We start from the raw sequence: 19586 nt of genomic DNA on the forward strand, positions 1-19586 counted from the left end.
GACCTAAATAACGTAGCTATTTAAAGCTTAGTCTGGTCAGAATGGCCTGTTAGATTTCTCTTTCAAGCCTCACGCCTGATAGCTGAGGTTTCTGACATCAGTAAACAACTTGCGATCGGGCTGGCGGGGCGTGAGAGTTCGATCGACTCTCAAGACTTAATGTTAAGGCTAAAATTACGATCTTGCACTCGATCGAATATCTGGCGAGGGGTGACACCCCCTAAAACCCACAAATTGAGCGCAATTTTTAGCTGGCAGTTCCCTGTTAAAGTGTGCAAATGCTGATATCTTATCGTATTTGACCGTTAATTAACGATAATCTCAGTTAAAAAGCATGGGACTAAGGCAAAAAAGAACTTGAAACAGTAGACTTGAATAGCATAAAGAATTAGGGACGGGCTAGAAGCCCATCCCACAAATTGTTTCTTGTGGGATGGGATTTGAGAAGCGCCAAAATAATTAGGGACGGGCTAGAAGCCCATCCCACAATCTTTCTTGTGGGATGGGCTTCTAGCCCGTCCGATTATTGGTGCGGAGTGTACGGACTACTTTTTATTTTTATCGGGAAGCCCGCTAGTTCTTAACATATCGGCAACTGTGCCGCAGTAACTCGGCATTCCTATGCTTTCGGGATTCACAAGATTTTGATAGGTAAAATGGCGGTAGCTGATGCAAAATCTATCCCAAGCAGCCACTTGAATTCGGAATAGCCAAATAAAGAAATCTGCCAGCCAAGGTGAAAGAGTAATCCGAAAAAATATGTTTTTATTCAAATACTGGCAAGCCTGTTCTACCACTTCGTTAGCTGTAATCGCCGGATTTCCTAGCACAAAATGTCGCGGTTCCTCGGAAGCCGGCGGATGTTCAACTAAATAATTAACTACTTTAGCAATATCTGCGCCGTGGATGAAGTGAAAACTGCCATCTGCCTTAAACCAGCGAATCAAACCAATCCATTTGGCGACAATTGGCAGACCAGAGGACAAGTGAGAGACGGGTTTTTCGGCGTCTCCTCCCAATACTAATGTCGGGTAAAGTGCCGTAATAGGAGGCACATTTGTCAAAGCTGACAAATGCACCATGCAGTTGTATTTTGAGCTAATATAATCCGTCCCCAGTTCCCCGGCTTCTTTGAGCAAATTGTTGTCTCTACCGAGAATGCTGGCCGTTGAAAAATAAATTACTTGTTGGCAAGTCTGTGGCGAAAGTAGTTGAATTAGCTGGAGAGTTTTCGTTACGTTAACGTCAAAAACTTCTTGAGTTCCTCCCCAAGCAGTGGCAGCTAAAATTGCGACATTAATTGTTGGCAGAAGTTCGGCGTGTTGCTCGATATCTCGCATATCGCCTTGTAATATATGGATGCCGGGGCGGGCTTTCCAGTCAAATTTTAATTTGTCGGGGTTGCGAACTAAGAGGTAAAGTTCGTGGTTTGTTTCTTGAATCAAAGTTTCGGCCATGTAGTGACCGATACAGCCACTTGCACCCGTTATGAAAATTTTTTTGGCGTTCATTTTGCAGAAGGGGAAGGGGGGGACGGCAAGGGGGAGAATTGGGCTGTTTCATTCTCCTGCAATCCGCCAGGGGTTGAAACCCCTGGCGTCGGGCAAAAGTCGGTTGAAACTGAGATGTTGCACCATTCTCAATTAGTGTTTTATGAACAGGCTTTCCGGCCTGTTCCACAAGAAAATTTATATTTTGTGGAACAGGCCGGAAAGCCTGTTGCTGACAATGGTGCAAGATATCAGTTGAAACCGACTGAAGAGCACCATTGTTAATAAAGGGCTTTTTTGTGGCTGGGGGCGGGTTTATTTAACCTGTCTGCACTCTTTAAAGCTATTGGTGAACCCGCCCCTACGGGATGTTTTATTGGCAAGGGTGCTCTTCGGTGAGTTAAAACCGACTGAAATATTAATCTTTAGTCCTCATAGCGAGGACTTTAGCTATGAGACAGGGGTTTCAACCCCTGTCGGATTGTCGGACTCAAGCAGCAACTGCAAGCAATTTGTCGGCTTGTTTTGCGGTTTCAAAGAAGAAACGCACGTTGTCTTCGGGAGTACCCGGTAACACGCCGTGTCCCAAGTTGAGGATGTGTCCGCGCGGGCCCGCTTTGCGAATTGTATCAAGAATTCGATCGCGAATAAACGGTTGAGAACCAAACAACACGCCCGGATCGAGATTTCCCTGAACGTTCATATTGGGGCCCAAACGTCGGCGCGCGTCGGCCATGTCCACAGTCCAATCGACGCTGATGATATCGGCGCCGGATGTTGTCATGCGTTCGAGGAGGCCGGCGCTACCGGTGACTAACAGAATTAGCGGGGTGTCAGGATGGGTTTTTTTGACTTGCTCGAATACTTGTTTCTGGTAAGGTAGAGCGAAGGTGTCGTAGTCCTGCGGGGAAAGTTGGCCGGCCCAGGAGTCGAACATTTGCACTACTTGCGCGCCGCAGTCGATTTGATAGCGCACGTAAACGGCGATCGCATCGGCGAATTTCGACAGCAACTGATGCAGTAAAGTTGGATCGGAAAATGCCATGTTTTTGATGATGGCATAATCTTTAGAACCTTTGCCCTCAACAGCATAGGCCGCCAGCGTCCACGGCGCGCCCACAAAACCGAGCACGGTGGATTTGTTGCCGACTTCCTCGCGCAGGGATTTGAGGATTGTTTTGATAAACGGCAAGCTTTCTTCCGGGTTCAGGGGTTGCAGGTTGTCGATTTGCTGCTGAGTGCGGATGGGTGAGTGGATAATCGGGCCTTTGCCTTCGGCGATGTCCATGTCAATACCCAAACCGGGCATGGGGGTGACAATATCGGAAAACAGAATTACGCCGTCGGGTTGAAACGCGCGCCACGGCTGAAGGGAAACTTCGATCGCAACTTCGGGAATTTCAGAACGTTCGCGAAACGAGGGATACTTTTCTCGCAAATCTCGATAGGCTTTCATGTAGCGGCCGGCTTGGCGCATCATCCACACGGGGGGGCGGTCTAGGGTTTCGCCGCGGGCTGCCCGCAACAACAAGGGAACTTCATTTAATGCCGACATTTTAACTTTTCTCTACCTTAGATATTTCAATGCCTTTGGTAGCTTACCACTGTGCGATCGTCCTTTTTGACAAAAAATTCATCTGTCGGCGGGGAGGGAGATGAGGAAAGTGGCTGAGTTCGATAGCAACCTTCTGGCACGGTCAAGGAATTCTTAATAGCTGAAACTATTGTTAATAGGGAATTTTCACATCCACCCTTCTGCTACAATGACAATGCAAATTAACAGAATCCGCGACCGCGACCTCAAGCAGACAAAGCATCTAGCACTGGCGCAGCGGCAAAGCGCCCAAAGTCACGACGGCGAAATAAAAATATGTTTTTTGACAATTGGTTTGAAATAATTCGGATTTTGACGCTCGGCGTTTCCGCTTACGTCGTGCTGATTTTTTTGCTGCTGGCCTCCGGCAAGCGAACTCTGTCGAAGTGGAATGCCTTCGATTTCATCGTTACCATCGCGCTCGGTTCGACGCTGGCGACTGTCATCATGTCAAAAGACGTTTCCTTCGTCGAGGGCGTTTTCGCCCTCGGCTTGCTCATCGGGCTGCAATTCATCGTCACGTGGCTTGCCGTGCGGGTAAAGTGGGTAAAAAATCTCATCAAAGCCGAACCTACTATGCTGCTCAGCCAAGGCCAATTTCTGCCTGTGGCGATGCGGCAGCAGCGCGTGGGTGAATCGGAAATTCGGGCGGCGATTCGGGGGACGGGCTGCGCGTCGATCGAAGAAATCGAAGCAGTGGTACTGGAAACCGACGGCAGCATGAGCGTGGTCAAAAAATCTCCGAACAATTCGCGATCGGCTCTCAAAGATGTAGCTTAGTCGATCTTTAAATGTGTAGAGACTCATCTTGTATGGTGCGTCGCTGCTCCATTTTCGAGCTTAATAGTAGATTTTATGGGGCGACGCACCCTACTGTTAATTAAATCGAAACTATCTCGTCACGCACACTCCGCCCACCACTACCCGACATTGATCTCGGCGCTCATCGAACCTCCTATTATTATCCACCCTCGCCGAATCTAAATCTCTAGTCCGCGAATTGTAGTAATAATCTCCCGCTGGAAAGTTTCTAGTCGGGACAGCGCAGTAAGTCGAGTCTTGATTATTATCGTCGAACCTTACTCTCACCATCGAACGTCTCTCGCGACAATCAACAGACCGCAAGCCAAAATCATTTTGCAGAAGCTGTGCTCTGTCATATTGACCGTCATTTCGGCCGTTATCTCGTCCGGTGTACCAATCGTCCCGCGAATTGCGAGCTCGTCTGTTGCCCCCATCAATTCCCGAAACTTCCAGCGTGTAGCTACCGCCCCTGGCAGCATCTTTTGCTAACACTAAAAGCTTATAATCGCCAGTACGGGGAATTTGATAATTAAAAGAACGGTCTAGCGTAAAAGCGACTTGTTTGTTGTTCCCGTAAAACAGCACCATGACGGGAGTAAAACCGCGACTTCTATCTGTATCTAAAAACACTTCAATGTTATCCCCTTCCCTTGCGCTGAATGTGTATTCTTGGCCGCGCAATTCTTCCGTCGGAGTTCCGGGTGTCCACATATTTCGGAAACGGTAAATCGGGGAAGTGCGGCGAATTACTCCGTCAATGCGATCGTTATTCCCTATCTGTTCGCCAACTGCACTTGAGGAAATCCCGGTAAGTGCCAATCCCGTAACTAGGATGGCGGCAGCAATACTGTTTAACAAGTTGTGTGTTTTCATATCAACCTCTCGAAAAATTTAAAATCTTTTTGCTTTCTTGGCGCCGACATTTGCATACACAATCCATTTTAAATGTAATTTCTGCCAACCGTGTCAACCTCACCTAACGGGACTATTTAGCGGGTGCAAAATCTCAAGCTAAAGTTATAGACGTTAATCCTTAATCTAAAGTTGCGATTTATCGCCACAAATCAGCAATCCCGATTCAGCGTCGAGACTCGCCATAATTCCCATAGGTAAAGCAGCGTTAACTCCCTCGTGCCCGAAGGGCAAATCCGAGACAATCGGAATATTCAAATCCCCCAGCCGATCGCGCAAAACCTCTTCAATGCTAAAACTGGGAATACTTGGGTCAATCTCGCAACGACTGAAGCGCCCCAAAGCAATGCCCCGCACCCCAGCGAAAGCCCCCGCCATCCGCCACAAAGTCAACATCCGATCGACCCTGTAAGGAGCCTCGGAAACATCCTCAAATGCGAGAATAACCCCGGTCAAATCTGGTTGATACGGGGTTCCGAGCAAATGAGAAGCAACCGTCAGATTCGCAGGAAACAGCCGCCCGGTGGCTTTTGAGCTGCCCCATCCTTTACCTTGCAAAGATTGTAAGGGACGACCTTCTATGCAGTCAAAAAGTCGATCGACAGACCAATCCGGTTCATCCGCCAAAGTTGTCAGCATCGGCCCGTGAACACCCCAAACTCCCAATTTAGACTGATTCCACAGCAAAGCAGTAATATCTGAAAAACCGATTAACCATTTCGACGGATGGGAATCGGGAGTTGGAAATTGGGAATTTTCCGCCTTTCCCACTTTTCCTTTTTCCAAAAGTCGAGTGCTGCCGAAACCGCCTCGAACACACAGAATACCGCGACACTCCGGGTCATTGAGGGCATCCGCCAACTGTCGGACGCGGTTTTCATCGGAACCGGCCAAATAGCCCCAGCGATCGTCAAAACCCGGTGTTAATTCAAGTCGATAGCCGCGAGATTTCCAAATTTCTACACCCTTTTCAAAATTGGTTGATTCTCGCAAAGTGCCACTAGGGGCAATTACTTTGAGCAAATCTCCTGGTTGCAGAAATTTTATGTTAGTCATTAGTTATTAGTTATTCGTTATTAGTTATATCGTGTTTGGTGAATCGATCATAATTCCGTAGGGGCGACTTTTACAGACAATTTCTGACTGAAACAGACAATCTCGAAAACCCGCCCCCACCCACCCATAAATACAAACCTACATTTTCGGATTCGAGGCAAATTTTAGGTTGATTTGGGTTATCGGTTGGGGCGGGGCGGGTTTATCTAGATTGTTGATAATCGTTAGATATTGTCGGTGAAACCAGCCCCTACGGGATATGGTTAATTATTGATTTAAGAGTGAGTTTTTCAGATTTTTGGTTAATCATTACTACGGCAAAGTCAGAATTTCCACCCCAGAATCAGTCACAGCCAGAGTGTGCTCGAATTGAGCCGAAAGCTTTCCATCCTGCGTGATAGCAGTCCAACCATCGGCCAAAATTTCCACTTCCCAAGTACCCTCATTAATCATAGGCTCGATCGTAAAAACCATGCCTTGTCTGAGCTTCTTCCCCGTGCCCCGCTTACCGTAGTGCAGAATTTCCGGTTCGGTGTGAAAAACGCGGTGAACGCCGTGTCCCGCAAAATTTCGCACTACCGAAAAACCCTGTGCTTCAGCATATTCTTGAATCGCTGCACCGATGTCACCGGTACGAGCACCCGGTTTGACTTCCGCAATTCCTCTTCTTAAACATTCCTCGGTTACTTCAACTAACTTTTTCGCTACCGGTGAAGGTTTCCCCACAAAAAAAGTTTTGGAAGTATCGCCATGATAACCATCAACTAAAGGTGTTACATCAATATTAATAATGTCCCCTTCTTTAAGAATTTGTTTCGCATTGGGGATGCCGTGACAGACAACTTCATTGACGCTTGCACACAGAGATTTGGGAAATCCTTTATAGCCTAGCGGAGCGCTTTTTGCTCCGTGTGCCAAAGTCCAGCGTTCGGCTTCGTCGTTAATTTCTAAAGTGCTGACACCTGGTTTTACCATCGGTTCGAGATGCAGCAGAAGTTCGGCCGCTAAGCGGCCTGCTTGGCGCATTTTTTCGATTTCTCTACTGGATAAAAGCACTAAACGTTCGGTTGCCATAGTTGTTTGGGTTTTCTTTTTTTGTGGTCGATTAAGAGTTTATTTAACTCAATTTGAGAATAGATTTGAATTGCTGTTCAATAAACTTGTAAGGTGCGTCAGTCAGCGAATCTTTCTAAAAATTGGCCAGTATTATTACTGACGCACCCTACTAGCAGTGATTGATTTGAACCAGTGTTCGCAACGATCGCCCAAAGCTGCTAAAGAATATTCTACCTCTGCTTGTCGCCGGCAAGCGCTGCGGTCAATTTGGTCTAAGCGGGCGATCGCACCTACCAAGCCATTTACGCTATCAGGCTCCACTAAAAAGCCCGTCAGTCCGTCTCTAACAATTTCGGCAGGCCCCCCGCGCTCGTAAGCAATCACGGGTACACCGCACGCTAAAGCCTCGATCGCGACATTTCCGAAAGCTTCCACCCAACGCGGTGTCATCAACAATGCTTGGCACTGACGGACTTGCTCTTGCATTTGGGTTGTTGTCAGAAACCCTAAATATTCTACCGGAGCATCCGGGTAATCTGCACAAATTTTTTGCCAATAATCCTCATCTTGCATTTTGCCCATAATTTTCAGGGGAATGCCTGTAATTTTCGCTGCCGCCACTGCATCTTCTAAGGCTTTTTCCGGGGCGATGCGGCCTAGCCAAGCTAATTTGGGTTCCGGTTGGCTGCAAAATTCGTACAGCGATAAATCTATGCCGCTTCCCAACAACTGACATTCATCGGCAAATGCGAATGTTTTGGCTTGAGAAGCGGTGTGAACTCCGATCGTACCAGGAAACTGAACTGCGGTTTGTCCGGCAATGCGATCGAGGGCTGCGGAAAGGGAGCCCATGCTGATCAAATGTGCGATCGGAGTCCTAAAAAAAGGTGTCAAATAAAACGGCAGCCAATCGTAGGCAAAATTAACAATGACATCCCATTCATCCTGAACTTGGCGAGCATATTCCCACATATTCGCCAGCACCGAATCTGCGGGCATCACAATAGGATCATTGTAATCTTGTGTTTGGGCGGTTACTTGCAAATCACCCGTTATTTCGATTACAGGAATTGATTCTAAGACTGAACCTATCGGCGCTACAACCGCTATTTTATGACCTCGGCGGTGCAATTCTTTAGCGATGTTAAGGACTATAAGTTCGACTCCGCCGCCCAACCCGGAACCGAGTTGACCGACCGAAGTGGAGAGCAACAATATTTTCAAATAGTCATTAGTCATTAGTCATTAGTCAGTAGTCAGTAGTAACTAATTCTAACATAATCTCACTTATAAATTCTCCCCTCTAAAATCTCAAATCTAAAATCCCTTGAAAATTGCTAGACTTATCAATCCCTCCCAGAACGCGGACGGAGGCGGTTCAACTGATTGATTGCCCAGCGAGCAGTTTCCTGAACTTCGGGATCTGGATCGTCCGTCGCACGGTGCAACAAGTAACTGATTTGATTCACCAATTCGTAAATCCGCGTCAAGTCGCGAATCGCATTTTTACGCACTTCGGGATTTTCATTTTGCAGCGAAATTGACCAGGCATTATTCATGGGTTTGAGAGTGCGAATGCCAATTTCCGAGAGACTTGCCAAAATTAAACTGTACTGGTTGGAGTCGGAATTTGCTAGCAAATCGAGCAACGGCTCAACGGCTCTGGAATCTCCCCGCTGGCCGAGTTCCCAAATTGCTTTGCGCCTCAAAGCCGGATTTAGGTGCTGCAAATCTTCAATCAGTGCTTCAATAATATCAACTTTAGGTCTACCATCCGTTTCGGGAAGGGCAATACCTTTCTTCTTCGCTAGGGAATCGGTTTGATTAGTTGTTTCGGGAATGTTGAAACCGGTGTTGCTGTATCCGTTGCTGTGAGTTTCCAAGGGGGAGGTGCCGGAATTAATTCGATCGCCCTCGAATGCTGCATCCTGGGATTCGGGTTCCCCGGATTCCCCGATCGACGGAAAAGGTCGATCGCTGTTCTCGATACTGTGGCCTTTTGGCAAATCAAAAGGGTAGGGCAGGGCTGACAGCGATTGTCCCCCAGAAGAAGTCTCTTGCGGTCTAATTTCGTGCGAGTTTTTAGGAGAATCGGGATTAGTAAATTGAGAGTTTCTTTGGTTGTGGCGATCGAATCTTCCCCGTCTTCGCTTAGAATAATTTGGCTCGTCACTGCTAACTAATTTGAGCATGATAAATACTGCCGCTGCCGTGACGACAACTGCTGCCAAACCCAACATTAAGAACCCCCGCTGACGAGACAAAATGACCAGCAAATTGGATACCGATTTCGGGATCTTAGAATTAGATTTGGACGTTTTGGACGGCTGAGATTTGTTTTTATCGGGCGCTGGAGACGGTTTTGGAGGCTTGGAATCTTGGCGATCGTCCGGGGGAGAGTTCGCCTGAGCAATTTCTGGGGAAACAGCCCGGTAGGAGGCATTGAGTACCTGGTGCTTTCCGTCCGCACTTGGACTGAACCCAGCGCCCAGACAGGCAATGCAGGTGAACAAACATACAGAGGAGCGGTAATGCGCCATAAGACTCAATCCGGGTTTTGAGAGGCAACGCCGCATGACGAGCTTTAGTTTAACCTTGAGTTAGCTCGATCCTAGCTGCTATGGGCTTAACTAACTCACAAATACCACCAGACTAGCGAAAAACCCTGGTTTGAGAGGGCACTGAGCCAGATATTATAAACACAATTGTGTCATTGACCTGCAACTCCTTTAAATAATTAGTTTAAAACGAACAACTACATCGGCGGCTACGACTTTAGCAGCGGCATCCCGAAAGTTGATTGCAGCTAATCTCACCTACGTGCAGTGTGCAGTGCAGGCCCTGCAGCGCAGCACTGCGGGGGCGCTAGCAGACGATTGTGGCTACCTGTCGATTTTTTACGAATAACGTGGCATGACCAAAAGTTTAACAAGCTTCCCAGCCGACGGGTCGATCGTTTTTGTGTGAATTTGGGCGGAAGTGGGACAGGGGCATTGGCACTGGTAACGATAAACTCGGTTTTTTCGTTAATTCTTCGCTGCTAAACCGCATATTTTCAGTACATTCCAGGACGCACTCTCGACGCTCACAAACCAGTTTTATTTACCCAAAATGCTGTAAGAAAGAGAGCGCTGATTTGACCGATGTTAATTTGAAGGGGGCAATTATGCCGGATAGAAGTGTTTGGGCGATCGGCTAAGATAACCGTTAGGAAATATTGTATTCAGCTAGCCAGCGCCCAAAATCATACTATCTTGTAAAAGTAGGGTCGGATTTAGTTAGGAGCTATAGTCAGAGCGAGTAGACCCTTTCACGCAGGCGTCCTTTGCCAACGTTTTGTTTATTTCTACCCACTTACTTAAGTTAAATCAATCGGTATTTCATCCTGTGCCACCAAATTTGATATAAGATCGAGCTAAATTTCTAGTGTGAGAGTAGAGGCGTTTGTGAGCCAACAAGATATTTTAAATTTAGCAAAAGAAGGCGATGCCAGGGCGATCGCATTTCTGATCGGCCAAGCACTCCAAAGCTTCGGCGTCACGGCTAAAGCCAGCCGGGAAAATGACACCCTGCACCTGCTGCTGGAAGCAGAACATTTACCCGCAGAAGAAGCCTGTCTCCGAGTCGCAGTCAAAGGTTTGCAGCGGCTGCAACCCAATAACCTTTACTCAGTGACAGTTTACGGGCGGCGCGGCGGCCAGCAATTGCCAGCTTGGAGTCAGACGGTAGAATTAAAAAAACGCTTGACTTCCGCACCCGTGAGTCCGTTAGTTGCCGTGAATGCAGCAGTAGCTGCGAGTGCAGCAGTAGCCGCTAGTTTACCCGCTTCTCCCATTCCTGTGACTTTGCCGAAGCTAGAAAAAACCCAAAATGTCACAACTGCGCCCCCTCAAACACCAGAAAAATCTGCGCCCCAACCCCCTAAAATCCCAACTACAAAACCCCCAAACCAAAGTCAGCAAAAGCCATCACCGCAGCCAGAATTAGCAGGCACTAAAACTAAAAAATCTGGGCTGTCAGTCGGTGTTCTGAGTCTAATTCTCGTACCGATATCCGGCTTGGTGCTGGCTTCTCAACTTTACAAATCCTCAACCACCGCTACTAATAACCCTCTAACGTCAAAGCCTGCGGTACAAGAAGTGAGCTCGACACCCGCGCCTGCACCTGCAGCCAAGCCCCTTCCCGCTCCAAAATCGCCCTCCCCGGCTGCCAAAAAACCTGCCATTGTGCCCGCCACTGTCAGCATCAAAGCAGTTGGTGACATGATCCCCGGCACAAATTATCCCTACAACAAACTGCCGGCAAAAAAAGAGATGTTATTAGAGTCGGTAAAACCGTACCTCAAAGGAGCTGATATTCTGTTTGGCAATTTTGAAAGCACGATGACCGATTATCCTTACAGTTCCAAAGCAGGCGGCGGACGAATGCTGTTTGCCTTTCGGACGCCTCCGAGTTATGCCAAAATTTTCAAAGATGTTGGTTTTGATATTTTGAGTATTGCCAACAATCACTCTTACGATTTTAACGAGCAAGGATTTAAGGACACGATTAAAAACATCGACAGCAACGGCATGAAGGCTGTTGGCAAAAGAGATCAAATTGTTTATCAAAATGTCAAGGGTGTGAATTTTGCCTTTATCGGTTTCAGCAACTACGGCGACGTTCACAATTCCTTGCTGGAACTGAAAGCGGGAGCCGAAGTTGTCAAAAAAGCTAAGGAAAAGGCTGATATTGTAGTGATATCAGTTCATGCTGGAGCTGAAGGAACGGGAGCTATCAATGTGAGAAATAAAACTGAGTTCTTTTACGGAGAAAACCGGGGAAATATGGTTTTGTTTTCGCGGACGATGATTGATGCGGGAGCGGATTTGATTTTGGGACATGGCCCGCACGTTCCCAGAGCTATGGAACTTTATAAAGGGAAATTGGTTGCTTATTCCCTGGGCAATTTTTTGGGTTATCGCACTTTGTCCACAGCCGGAGCACTCGGTAAATCTCTAATTTTGGATGTGAAAATGACTCCGCAAGGGGATTTTGTTTCTGGTAAGATTATCCCCATCCAACTTGACGGGCGAGGTGTGCCGGCTGTTGATAACAATTTTAGGACTGTGGGGTTGATTGACCGTTTGACAAAGAGCGATTTTCCCAATAGCGGTTTGACAATTGATGACAAGGGACAAATTTTGAAAAAGAGTAAGTAGTTATTGGGAATTGGGAATTTTAACTGGTTCCCAGGCTCTGCCTGGGAACCTATATCCAGAGGCTTTGCCTCGAAAAGCGATCGGGAAAATAGGAGGCTGAGCCTCCGGATCTGCGTTACCAGGCAGAGCCTGGGAACAAGTAATCAAACTCTTGTGGCCCGTTGCTCAGAGCAACGCCCGAAATATGCAATTTAAATGCAGTACAGCTTAGCTGCCCCTATACTGCAATCATCGTTTTCAAAGCTTCTTTCATTTCGTCTGCAGTCGTCGTTGCCGTACCGAATTGACGCACGACAATACTAGCCGCCAAATTGCCCAAAACTGCCGCTTCCCAACCGGATGCACCGACGCACAAAGCTAAAGTCATTGCTGCTACAACTGTATCTCCAGCACCGGTTACGTCGAATACATCAGTCTTGTTAAAAGGGGGAATGTCCCAACTTTGAATGGCAAATTCCCCCTTTTCACAAGTCGATGTTGGAGGGGGTGAATTTTTGATTTCTTCGCCGTTGGCCCTTTCAAACAAAGTCATCCCTTCTTCGCCGCGAGTAATCAGGATTTTTTGAGCTTGAGTTAAGTTCAATAAATCGCGTCCTGCTTGCATTAAAGTTTGAGGGTTTTTGATAGCATATCCGACGGCTTGCTCGGCTTCTGGCAAGTTCGGAGTAAATAACATTGCTCCCGAATATCGCTGCAAATTTATTTGAGCGTCTACAATTGTTTTGCCGGGAACCACTGCCGATTCGATCGCCAAATTCGTCAAAACTCCGTCGCCGTAGTCGGAACAAACCACTGCATCTACTGTCGGTATTTGCTGCCGGATGTAGTCTGCCAATTGCAACTGCAAATCTAAATCCGGCAACTCGTCGGATTTGCGATCGACTCGAACAATTTGCTGAGTCACCGACTGCCGCGCGTGCCCGGAAATTCGAGTTTTGGTGACAGTTGGACGCTGCGAATCTATTAAAATCCCACCCGTATCAATTCCCGCCGCCTCAAAAATACCGCACAAAGCCTTTCCCTGGTCGTCTTTTCCCACCAAACCAGCAACTTTTACTTTGCCTCCCAGTTTGGCTAAATTATAGACAGCATTTGCGCCACCTCCGGGTACTTGCTGAGTATTTTCGTAGCGCAAAATCAACACAGGTGCTTCGCGGGAAATTCGCTCTACTTGTCCGGTAAGAAACTCGTCCAAGGTCAAATCTCCGATCGCTAATACCTGCGCTCGATCGAAGCAGTCTAATCTTTTCAATAATTGCTCAGTTGAGGCACGCAGTTGAGGCAAAAAATCGGAATAGTCGTTAGTCATTAACCAAAAAAATGAGACTGAGGAGTTGATAATTGAGTGTGGAACGAGCGGGAATTAAAAAGGGAGCATCTCAATGAAAGCAGCCCAGCTAGAAATTGGAGTTTTGAGGCCCGAGGCAGGAGGCAGGAGGCAGGAGGCAGGAGCAAAGAGGAAGAAGAAAGGAGCCAGAAGAAGTGTTTTTACACATATGAGATGCTCCCATTAAAAATCCTAATATAAATTAATAATTAATTTCCTCCCTTGTTTTATTTTTAACTTTTAATTGATTTTCTCACTGGGATTTTGAGAAACCAGTTGCAGGCTATTGGCGATCGCACTCGCTCAAACAATTTGGCAAAAAAATGCGGATAAAATCGCAGCCATTGAGACTCAACGGAAAGTTTCACGGTGTGGAAGTTTCCTTCTACATAAGTGCCTTCAAAAAACTGCAGAATTATTTCAATTTCTGCTTGATGATCGTAATCACCTGAGTCATTTGTTTTTTGAGTGCATCAATTTCCGCTTGCATTTTCGCCATTTGCTGAGTCATCGCTTGAATTTCGGCGGCGCCCGCTCCAGAAGTGGATGCAGCGGGGGCTGCTGGGGCTTCCGGCACTGGTTTCTTTTTGGCCAGTACCATCGCCGATTTGATTGCCTCAGTTAGCTGCTTCTTCTCAAACGGTTTGGCGATGAATGCAAAAAAATGCTTCTCAAAGGGTTTCGGAATTTTTTCCATCACCTCTTCTTCGCGGCCCGACATGATCACCAAAGGTATCTTAGAAAGCTCAGGATGGGCTTGCACTTTTTGATACACTTCCCAACCGCTGACTTTGGGCAGTAGGAAATCTAACATAATTAGATTTGGCCGGGCTTGACGGATCAGTTTGAGTCCCTCTTCGCCGTCTTTTGCTTCTAGAATTTCAAAGTTACCCTGAGGCAACATCTCTCGGACTCGGAGGCGGATGACTTTACTGTCATCGATTACCAAGATTTTTTGACCAGCCACGACTGACTCCTTCAGTAATGAATGAGTGATGATTTGCAACCTTCAGTATATCCCTAACAGAATTCTACCCATAATTCTGGGCGAGTTTAGTTTTGTTGCACCTGGGGGCGATCCTGATTTCGGGTGGTACTCCTACAAGTTCAGGGGCTTTGATTTCGGATACGATCGAAGGAATTAACTCAATCGCCACTTAATTTTATGTCCCCCCAAACTCCTAAAACTCCTACTGTCAAAGCAGTTGTCGCCCAAATGCGGGGTGAAATCGAGGCGATGCCGGAGTGGTTGCGTAGGCCCGTTGGCAAAGCTAGCGAACTTTCCCACGTGCAAAAAATTATCAAACAGCGGCAAATTCACACGATTTGTGAGGAGGGGAGATGTCCCAACCGGGGCGAGTGCTACGCGCAAAAAACGGCAACTTTTTTGTTGATGGGGCCGACTTGCACCCGCGCTTGTGCTTTTTGTCAAGTAGATAAAGGTCATTCTCCGATGCCGCTAGACCCGGAGGAACCGCAAAAGGTGGCCGAGGCTGTGCAGTTGTTGGGTTTGCGCTATGCAGTGCTGACTTCGGTGGCGAGGGATGATTTGCCGGATGGGGGTGCGGGTTGGTTTGCCAGGACGATCGCCCAAATCCGCCTTCTTAACCCGCATACTGAAGTTGAGGTACTGACGCCGGATTTTTGGGGGGGAACAGGTAGGGGCGGTGCCCCCGTGCCCGCCCTCCCCGTGCCCGCCCTCCCCGTGTCCGCCCTCCCCGTGCCCGCCCTCCCCGTGCCCGCCCCCGACGGGGAGAATTCCGGCCTCGATGAGTTGCAGCGACAGCGAATTCGCACGGTGGTGGAGGCTAAACCGGCTTGTTACAACCACAATATTGAGACGGTGCGCCGGTTGCAAGGGCCGGTGCGGAGGGGGGCCAAGTACGATCGCTCGATCGACGTTCTGCGTATTGTTAAGCAATATGACCCAACTATTCCCACCAAATCGGGTTTGATGTTGGGGCACGGGGAAACCGAAGCCGAGATAGTCGAAGCGATGGCCCATTTGCGGGATGCCAAGTGCGATCGGCTCACCCTCGGTCAATACATGAGACCATCTCTAGAGCACCTCCCAGTGCGTAAATACTGGACGCCGACCGAATTTGACCGTTTCGGGTCGATCGCGCGGGAGATGGGGTTTGAGCGCGTGCGATCGGGGCCTCTCGTCCGCAGTTCCTACCACGCCGGAGAGAGCGATTGAAACTAATTTGAATTCAACTCGGTATAAACTTGTTACCAAGAAATTGGGTATAAAGCCCCGTCCTTCTAGGACGGCTTTAATTAATTATCAACTTTTGTTAATTGTTTTCTTGAACTTTCTTGCATTGTGTTCATTGTAGAGTACAATAACTAGACTACAGGTAGAATAACCGCCGATACACATGAGACACCACGCTCAAACGACGGGTCGGAAAACAATAATGGTTAGTGGGTAGCGAAAACCACGAAAAACATAGCTGGGCTAACTAATGTAAGCCAAAATCAGAGACTAAACTTTTTATTTCTAAAATGTACTGTCTAAAATGTACTGTGGGGCACACAGAAACAAGAGAAGCAATTCTCGAAAGCTTGGGGAGACAAACCCTCGCGAGGCTATCTAAATTAAGCTCGATATTTGGTTCTTTTGAACGGATACCTGGTTTAAACACTGCCGCAAGGATAGATAGTTTTAAGGTAGGTCGCAGAACCAAGAATCCCCTCGCCTTGACTGCTGGGGAGTGTCAAAAAAAATAACTCTAGAGGATTATGCATAAGTGCGACGCACTCTGCTATTTGTAAATAGAGTGACATTATCAATTAGGAGCTTTACCTATGCCAGAGATAGCGAAGAACCAATTAAAATCCGACTCCGTGATGAAAACGGGCAAATTCCCTTACACATTTCGCGCAGGCTGGTTTCTGTTGCTGTTAGCAATCAATTTTGTGGTTGCAGCCTTTTATTTCCATATCATTGAATAGTTCTGCCAGTTAACTTTTAGCAGACCCTGCTTTTCTCGACCTCAACGTCAGAGAATGGGAGAGAGGGAGAGAGTTTTGAGTTTTGAGTTGGGGATAATATGACTTCATCCTTCTAACTAATGACTCCTGACTTCTTCCCTCTTCCCTCTTTTTTCTGACTAATGCCTAATGACCAATGACTAATGACCAATGACTAATGACTAATGACCAATGACTAATGACTTCTCTAGCGATTTCTCGACGCTTCTAGCTTTGACAAGCGCTCTTGAATTTTAATAACATCTTGCTTAGTTTCAATTGCCAAAGTTGCTAAATTGTCAAACATCGGGTCTCCAGACAGCGGTCTAGGATTTGTGCGACCAGAACCTGAAGGGGAAGGAGACTGAGGCCGGTTAACTCTAGAACCTTGGTTCTGCAAGCTGTAGATTTGTCCCCTGAGTTCAGAAATTTGCCTTTCTAATTGAGTAATGCGAAACTCTAATTGAGTTGTGGATTGAGCGGGCGTGACAATTGGCGCAACAGAAATTGCTAAGGCGCAAGCCAGACATAAAAGACAGATTGTTACGGCGCGATGGCGAATCTTTTTCGGCATAGCTTTAATAATTTAAATTATACCAGTTCTACGATAACAAATCGCCGAGATTTTTTGCCTCTATCAGAAGTAGGTCTTATGGCAAGTAGGAACGTAGCTATTTTAATGTTCGATGAGGTCGAGGTACTGGACTTTGCCGGGCCTTTTGAAGTGTTTTCGGTGACATCAGAATTAAGTAAGGGCGAGCGACCTTTTGCAGTCTCTACCGTAGCCGAACATCCCGGTGCTGTCAACGCCCGCAACGGTTTGAGCGTAAATCCCGACTGCACCATTTCCGATTGTCCGCCACCGGATATTTTAATTGTACCGGGAGGACAAGGTACAAGAAAGTTAATCGATAATTCAGCAGTTATTAACTGGATAAAAGATTGTGCGCGAACAGCAGAATTAGTGCTTTCTGTCTGTACGGGTTCGCTGCTTTTGGCAAAAGCTGGCTTGTTGGAAGGTTTGGAAGCAACTACACACCATCAAGTATTGGATTTATTGAAAAAATTAGCGCCCAACACAACTATTATCGAAAATCAGCGATTTGTAGATAATGGCAAAATCATCACTTCTGGGGGAATTGCTGCGGGAATTGATATGTCTTTGCACGTTGTCGGCAAGCTTTTGGGTAAAGCACAAGCTGAACAAACAGCAGAACACATGGAATATAAAATTGGGAATTGGTAATGGTGAATCTAGTTAATTGCACATTTTATTTGTACGGACACGGCATGAACCCTTAGTGTCTATTTAAGTTTCAAATCCTTTGTATCTCTCGTTTATAGCCGAAATTAGATCCCCCTAAATCCCCCTTAAGAAGGGGGACTTTGACGCTCTTTTTCCCCCCTTCTTAAGGGGGGTTAGGGGGGATCGAGAGACTTATTAGATGGACAAAATACTGGTAAATTTGGACGTTAACTTAACACCAAGGGGCATTGCCGTGTCCATACCCCATACCCCTAGCTAATCAAGTATCTTCGCCCCAAACTTTTAGTTGTAAATAGACTAATATCAAAGCTACAGCCATCAGGAAAGTTGCCGCAGCGGCTGCATAGCCAAAATCAAATTGCGAAAAAGCTTGCTCGTAAATATAATAAACTAGCAAATTAGTAGAGTTCAAAGGGCCGCCGCCGGTGATGACGTAAACTTGCTCGAAACTCCGCAGAGTAAAAATAGCAGTAGTGACAGTAGCAAATACTAAAGTCGGTCGCAAACCGGGTAAAGTGATGTACAAAAATTGCTGCCAAGCATTAGCTCCATCCAATTCTGCGGCTTCGTAACGATTTACCGGAATTGCTTGCAATCCTGCTAAAAATACTACCATATTAAAGCCTAATTGTTTCCAAACACTGAGCAGAATTATCACAGGCATTGCCCAAACTGTGCTACTCAGCCAAGGAATTGGATTTAAACCGATCGCACTTAGCGCATTATTCACCGGGCCTTCGGTTTGAAACAACCACCGCCAACCCAAGCCAACTGCAACTAAAGAGGTAATCGAAGGAATAAAATAAGCGGTGCGGAGAGCTCCTCGCCAAGCAAACGAGCGATTTAGCAAAACTGCTAAGCCCAATGGAATCACTAAACTGGGAATGACTGTTGCAGTAGTAAAATAGAGCGTATTTTGGAGAATTTGCCAGAAATCCGGGTTTGTGACTAGACGCCAGTAGTTGTTGAAGCCAATCCAACGCAATCCCGACTGGGTAAAGCTGCCGCTGGTAAAGCTGAGGTAAAATAAATAGGCGATCGGCCAAATCAAAAAAGTACCCAGAAACAGCAAAGCTGGGGCCAAAAAAGTCCAAGCTGCGATCGCATCATTATCCAACCAGTTAAAACGCCCAAATTTAATCCGAACCATTGGCTTGTAAATTTTAGCTTTTAGTTTTAAATGGTATCACAATATAGGTCAATGTCAAAATGAACCTTCTCGATATATTAGCTCATTTACCCACTATAGAAACTGAAAGACTCCTGCTCAGAAAAATTACTTTAAACGATGCCAGCGATATGTTTGAGTATGCCTCAAACCCCGAAGTATCAGAATACACAATGTGGTCAACTCACACCTCGCTCGAAGACACTAAATACTTTCTTAGGTCACTTACTAAAATGTACAAAAGACGAGAGCTTGTAGATTGGGGAATTGTCCACAAAGTCGAGAAAAAGTTTATCGGAACTTGCGGATTTGTGGAATGGAGCATGACCCACAGCCGCGCGGAAATTGGCTACGCACTTTCTAGGAGATATTGGGGCGAAGGATACATGAGCGAGGCTGTTAATGCAGTTATTGAATTCGGTTTTCGGGAGATGTTGCTAAATCGAATTATGGCTCGATGTGAAGTTAACAATATTGCTTCAGCTAGGGTGATGGAAAAAGTGGGGATGCAATTGGAAGGGGTATTGCGACAGCACCTATTTGTGAAAGGCCGATATTGGGATCTAAAACTTTATTCGATTCTCAGGGAAGAGTTTTTTGAGAATATTGTAGAATAGGAGTGAATCAGTAAGTCAGCGAAAAAAAAATAATATACTTACGGGGAGCATCTCAGTTTTGCATTTACAGTGCGAGCGTCCCCGCTCGCGTATTGTACAATACGCGAGCGGGGACGCT

18 protein-coding genes are annotated in these 19586 nt (G+C 46.7%); 7 read left to right on the top strand and 11 right to left on the bottom strand.

What is annotated here, in order from left to right; all coding sequences use genetic code 11:
• Positions 1 to 545: 545 nt before the first annotated feature.
• Complete coding sequence (locus tag QT992_RS30195) at positions 546 to 1511, bottom strand: NAD(P)-dependent oxidoreductase (RefSeq protein WP_333341840.1); 966 nt, start codon at positions 1509 to 1511, stop codon at positions 546 to 548.
• Here QT992_RS30195 and QT992_RS30200 point away from each other — a divergent pair.
• A complete protein-coding gene (locus QT992_RS30200; protein ID WP_333378407.1) occupies positions 1437 to 1775 on the top strand; it encodes a hypothetical protein in 339 nt (112 codons plus the stop codon). The two genes, QT992_RS30195 and QT992_RS30200, sit on opposite strands and share 75 nt — an antisense overlap.
• Before the next feature lie 205 nt (positions 1776 to 1980).
• Here QT992_RS30200 and hemE read toward each other — a convergent pair whose 3' ends face one another.
• Positions 1981 to 3045, bottom strand: coding sequence for a uroporphyrinogen decarboxylase (hemE, locus tag QT992_RS30205; RefSeq protein WP_333144146.1), 1065 nt, complete (start codon positions 3043 to 3045; stop codon positions 1981 to 1983).
• 315 nt (positions 3046 to 3360) lie between these two features.
• Between hemE and QT992_RS30210 the strand changes: the two genes are divergently transcribed.
• Positions 3361 to 3864: a YetF domain-containing protein gene (locus tag QT992_RS30210; protein WP_333341838.1), complete on the top strand. Its 504-nt coding sequence runs from the start codon at positions 3361 to 3363 to the stop codon at positions 3862 to 3864.
• Between the two features lie 111 nt (positions 3865 to 3975).
• Here the strand turns inward: QT992_RS30210 and QT992_RS30215 are convergent, their stop codons facing one another.
• The 5 genes from QT992_RS30215 to QT992_RS30235 form a co-directional block, all read right to left on the bottom strand.
• On the bottom strand, positions 3976 to 4761 hold the full coding sequence (locus QT992_RS30215; protein WP_333341836.1) for a hypothetical protein: 786 nt from the start codon (positions 4759 to 4761) through the stop codon (positions 3976 to 3978).
• A gap of 165 nt (positions 4762 to 4926) precedes the next feature.
• Positions 4927 to 5856 (bottom strand): LD-carboxypeptidase, encoded by a 930-nt coding sequence (locus tag QT992_RS30220; RefSeq protein WP_333341834.1) that lies wholly within the window; start codon positions 5854 to 5856, stop codon positions 4927 to 4929.
• Positions 5857 to 6168: 312 nt separating this feature from the next.
• A complete protein-coding gene (gene map / locus QT992_RS30225; protein WP_333320359.1) occupies positions 6169 to 6930 on the bottom strand; it encodes a type I methionyl aminopeptidase in 762 nt (253 codons plus the stop codon).
• A gap of 135 nt (positions 6931 to 7065) precedes the next feature.
• Positions 7066 to 8151, bottom strand: coding sequence for a glycosyltransferase family 4 protein (locus tag QT992_RS30230; protein WP_333320360.1), 1086 nt, complete (start codon positions 8149 to 8151; stop codon positions 7066 to 7068).
• Between the two features lie 107 nt (positions 8152 to 8258).
• The gene (locus QT992_RS30235; RefSeq protein WP_333320362.1) at positions 8259 to 9452 is read right to left on the bottom strand and encodes a HEAT repeat domain-containing protein; all 1194 of its coding nucleotides are present in this window, start codon (positions 9450 to 9452) and stop codon (positions 8259 to 8261) included.
• Between the two features lie 906 nt (positions 9453 to 10358).
• Here QT992_RS30235 and QT992_RS30240 point away from each other — a divergent pair.
• Positions 10359 to 12113: a CapA family protein gene (locus QT992_RS30240; protein ID WP_333341831.1), complete on the top strand. Its 1755-nt coding sequence runs from the start codon at positions 10359 to 10361 to the stop codon at positions 12111 to 12113.
• A 217-nt stretch (positions 12114 to 12330) separates the two neighbouring features.
• On the opposite strand, the gene QT992_RS30245 is transcribed toward QT992_RS30240, so the two are convergent.
• The gene (locus tag QT992_RS30245; protein ID WP_333320366.1) at positions 12331 to 13422 is read right to left on the bottom strand and encodes a PfkB family carbohydrate kinase; all 1092 of its coding nucleotides are present in this window, start codon (positions 13420 to 13422) and stop codon (positions 12331 to 12333) included.
• A gap of 433 nt (positions 13423 to 13855) precedes the next feature.
• Positions 13856 to 14407 (bottom strand): response regulator, encoded by a 552-nt coding sequence (locus QT992_RS30250; RefSeq protein ID WP_333284544.1) that lies wholly within the window; start codon positions 14405 to 14407, stop codon positions 13856 to 13858.
• A 198-nt stretch (positions 14408 to 14605) separates the two neighbouring features.
• On the opposite strand from QT992_RS30250, the gene QT992_RS30255 reads away from it, so the two are divergent.
• Both QT992_RS30255 and psaX read left to right on the top strand, forming a co-directional pair.
• Positions 14606 to 15640 carry a lipoyl synthase gene (locus QT992_RS30255; RefSeq protein WP_333341830.1) on the top strand — a complete coding sequence of 345 codons (1035 nt, stop codon included), beginning with the start codon at positions 14606 to 14608 and terminating at the stop codon, positions 15638 to 15640.
• A gap of 653 nt (positions 15641 to 16293) precedes the next feature.
• A complete protein-coding gene (gene psaX / locus QT992_RS30260; RefSeq protein WP_333214470.1) occupies positions 16294 to 16398 on the top strand; it encodes a photosystem I protein PsaX in 105 nt (34 codons plus the stop codon).
• Between the two features lie 226 nt (positions 16399 to 16624).
• On the opposite strand, the gene QT992_RS30265 is transcribed toward psaX, so the two are convergent.
• A complete protein-coding gene (locus QT992_RS30265; protein WP_333320372.1) occupies positions 16625 to 16990 on the bottom strand; it encodes a hypothetical protein in 366 nt (121 codons plus the stop codon).
• A gap of 78 nt (positions 16991 to 17068) precedes the next feature.
• Here QT992_RS30265 and QT992_RS30270 point away from each other — a divergent pair, with 78 nt between their 5' ends.
• Positions 17069 to 17662: a DJ-1/PfpI family protein gene (locus tag QT992_RS30270; RefSeq protein ID WP_333320374.1), complete on the top strand. Its 594-nt coding sequence runs from the start codon at positions 17069 to 17071 to the stop codon at positions 17660 to 17662.
• Between the two features lie 280 nt (positions 17663 to 17942).
• Here QT992_RS30270 and QT992_RS30275 read toward each other — a convergent pair whose 3' ends face one another.
• A complete protein-coding gene (locus tag QT992_RS30275) occupies positions 17943 to 18833 on the bottom strand; it encodes a sugar ABC transporter permease (protein WP_333284536.1) in 891 nt (296 codons plus the stop codon).
• Between the two features lie 59 nt (positions 18834 to 18892).
• Between QT992_RS30275 and QT992_RS30280 the strand changes: the two genes are divergently transcribed.
• Positions 18893 to 19468, top strand: coding sequence for a GNAT family protein (locus QT992_RS30280; RefSeq protein ID WP_333320376.1), 576 nt, complete (start codon positions 18893 to 18895; stop codon positions 19466 to 19468).
• Positions 19469 to 19586 lie beyond the last annotated feature (118 nt).

Source organism: Microcoleus sp. T3_D1, assembly GCF_036700405.1.
In the GTDB taxonomy this organism is placed as follows: Bacteria; Cyanobacteriota; Cyanobacteriia; order Cyanobacteriales; family Microcoleaceae; genus Microcoleus.

Coding starts and splice junctions, on each gene's coding strand:
- QT992_RS30230 (WP_333320360.1), bottom strand. CDS start 8,151: ATGACTAATGACTATTTGAAAATATTGTTGCTCTCCACTTCGGTCGGT.
- QT992_RS30275 (WP_333284536.1), bottom strand. CDS start 18,833: ATGGTTCGGATTAAATTTGGGCGTTTTAACTGGTTGGATAATGATGCG.
- QT992_RS30280 (WP_333320376.1), top strand. CDS start 18,893: ATGAACCTTCTCGATATATTAGCTCATTTACCCACTATAGAAACTGAA.
- hemE (WP_333144146.1), bottom strand. CDS start 3,045: ATGTCGGCATTAAATGAAGTTCCCTTGTTGTTGCGGGCAGCCCGCGGC.
- QT992_RS30255 (WP_333341830.1), top strand. CDS start 14,606: ATGTCCCCCCAAACTCCTAAAACTCCTACTGTCAAAGCAGTTGTCGCC.
- QT992_RS30245 (WP_333320366.1), bottom strand. CDS start 13,422: ATGACTAACGACTATTCCGATTTTTTGCCTCAACTGCGTGCCTCAACT.
- QT992_RS30195 (WP_333341840.1), bottom strand. CDS start 1,511: ATGAACGCCAAAAAAATTTTCATAACGGGTGCAAGTGGCTGTATCGGT.
- map (WP_333320359.1), bottom strand. CDS start 6,930: ATGGCAACCGAACGTTTAGTGCTTTTATCCAGTAGAGAAATCGAAAAA.
- QT992_RS30210 (WP_333341838.1), top strand. CDS start 3,361: ATGTTTTTTGACAATTGGTTTGAAATAATTCGGATTTTGACGCTCGGC.
- QT992_RS30265 (WP_333320372.1), bottom strand. CDS start 16,990: ATGCCGAAAAAGATTCGCCATCGCGCCGTAACAATCTGTCTTTTATGT.
- psaX (WP_333214470.1), top strand. CDS start 16,294: ATGAAAACGGGCAAATTCCCTTACACATTTCGCGCAGGCTGGTTTCTG.
- QT992_RS30270 (WP_333320374.1), top strand. CDS start 17,069: ATGGCAAGTAGGAACGTAGCTATTTTAATGTTCGATGAGGTCGAGGTA.
- QT992_RS30220 (WP_333341834.1), bottom strand. CDS start 5,856: ATGACTAACATAAAATTTCTGCAACCAGGAGATTTGCTCAAAGTAATT.
- QT992_RS30215 (WP_333341836.1), bottom strand. CDS start 4,761: ATGAAAACACACAACTTGTTAAACAGTATTGCTGCCGCCATCCTAGTT.
- QT992_RS30235 (WP_333320362.1), bottom strand. CDS start 9,452: ATGGCGCATTACCGCTCCTCTGTATGTTTGTTCACCTGCATTGCCTGT.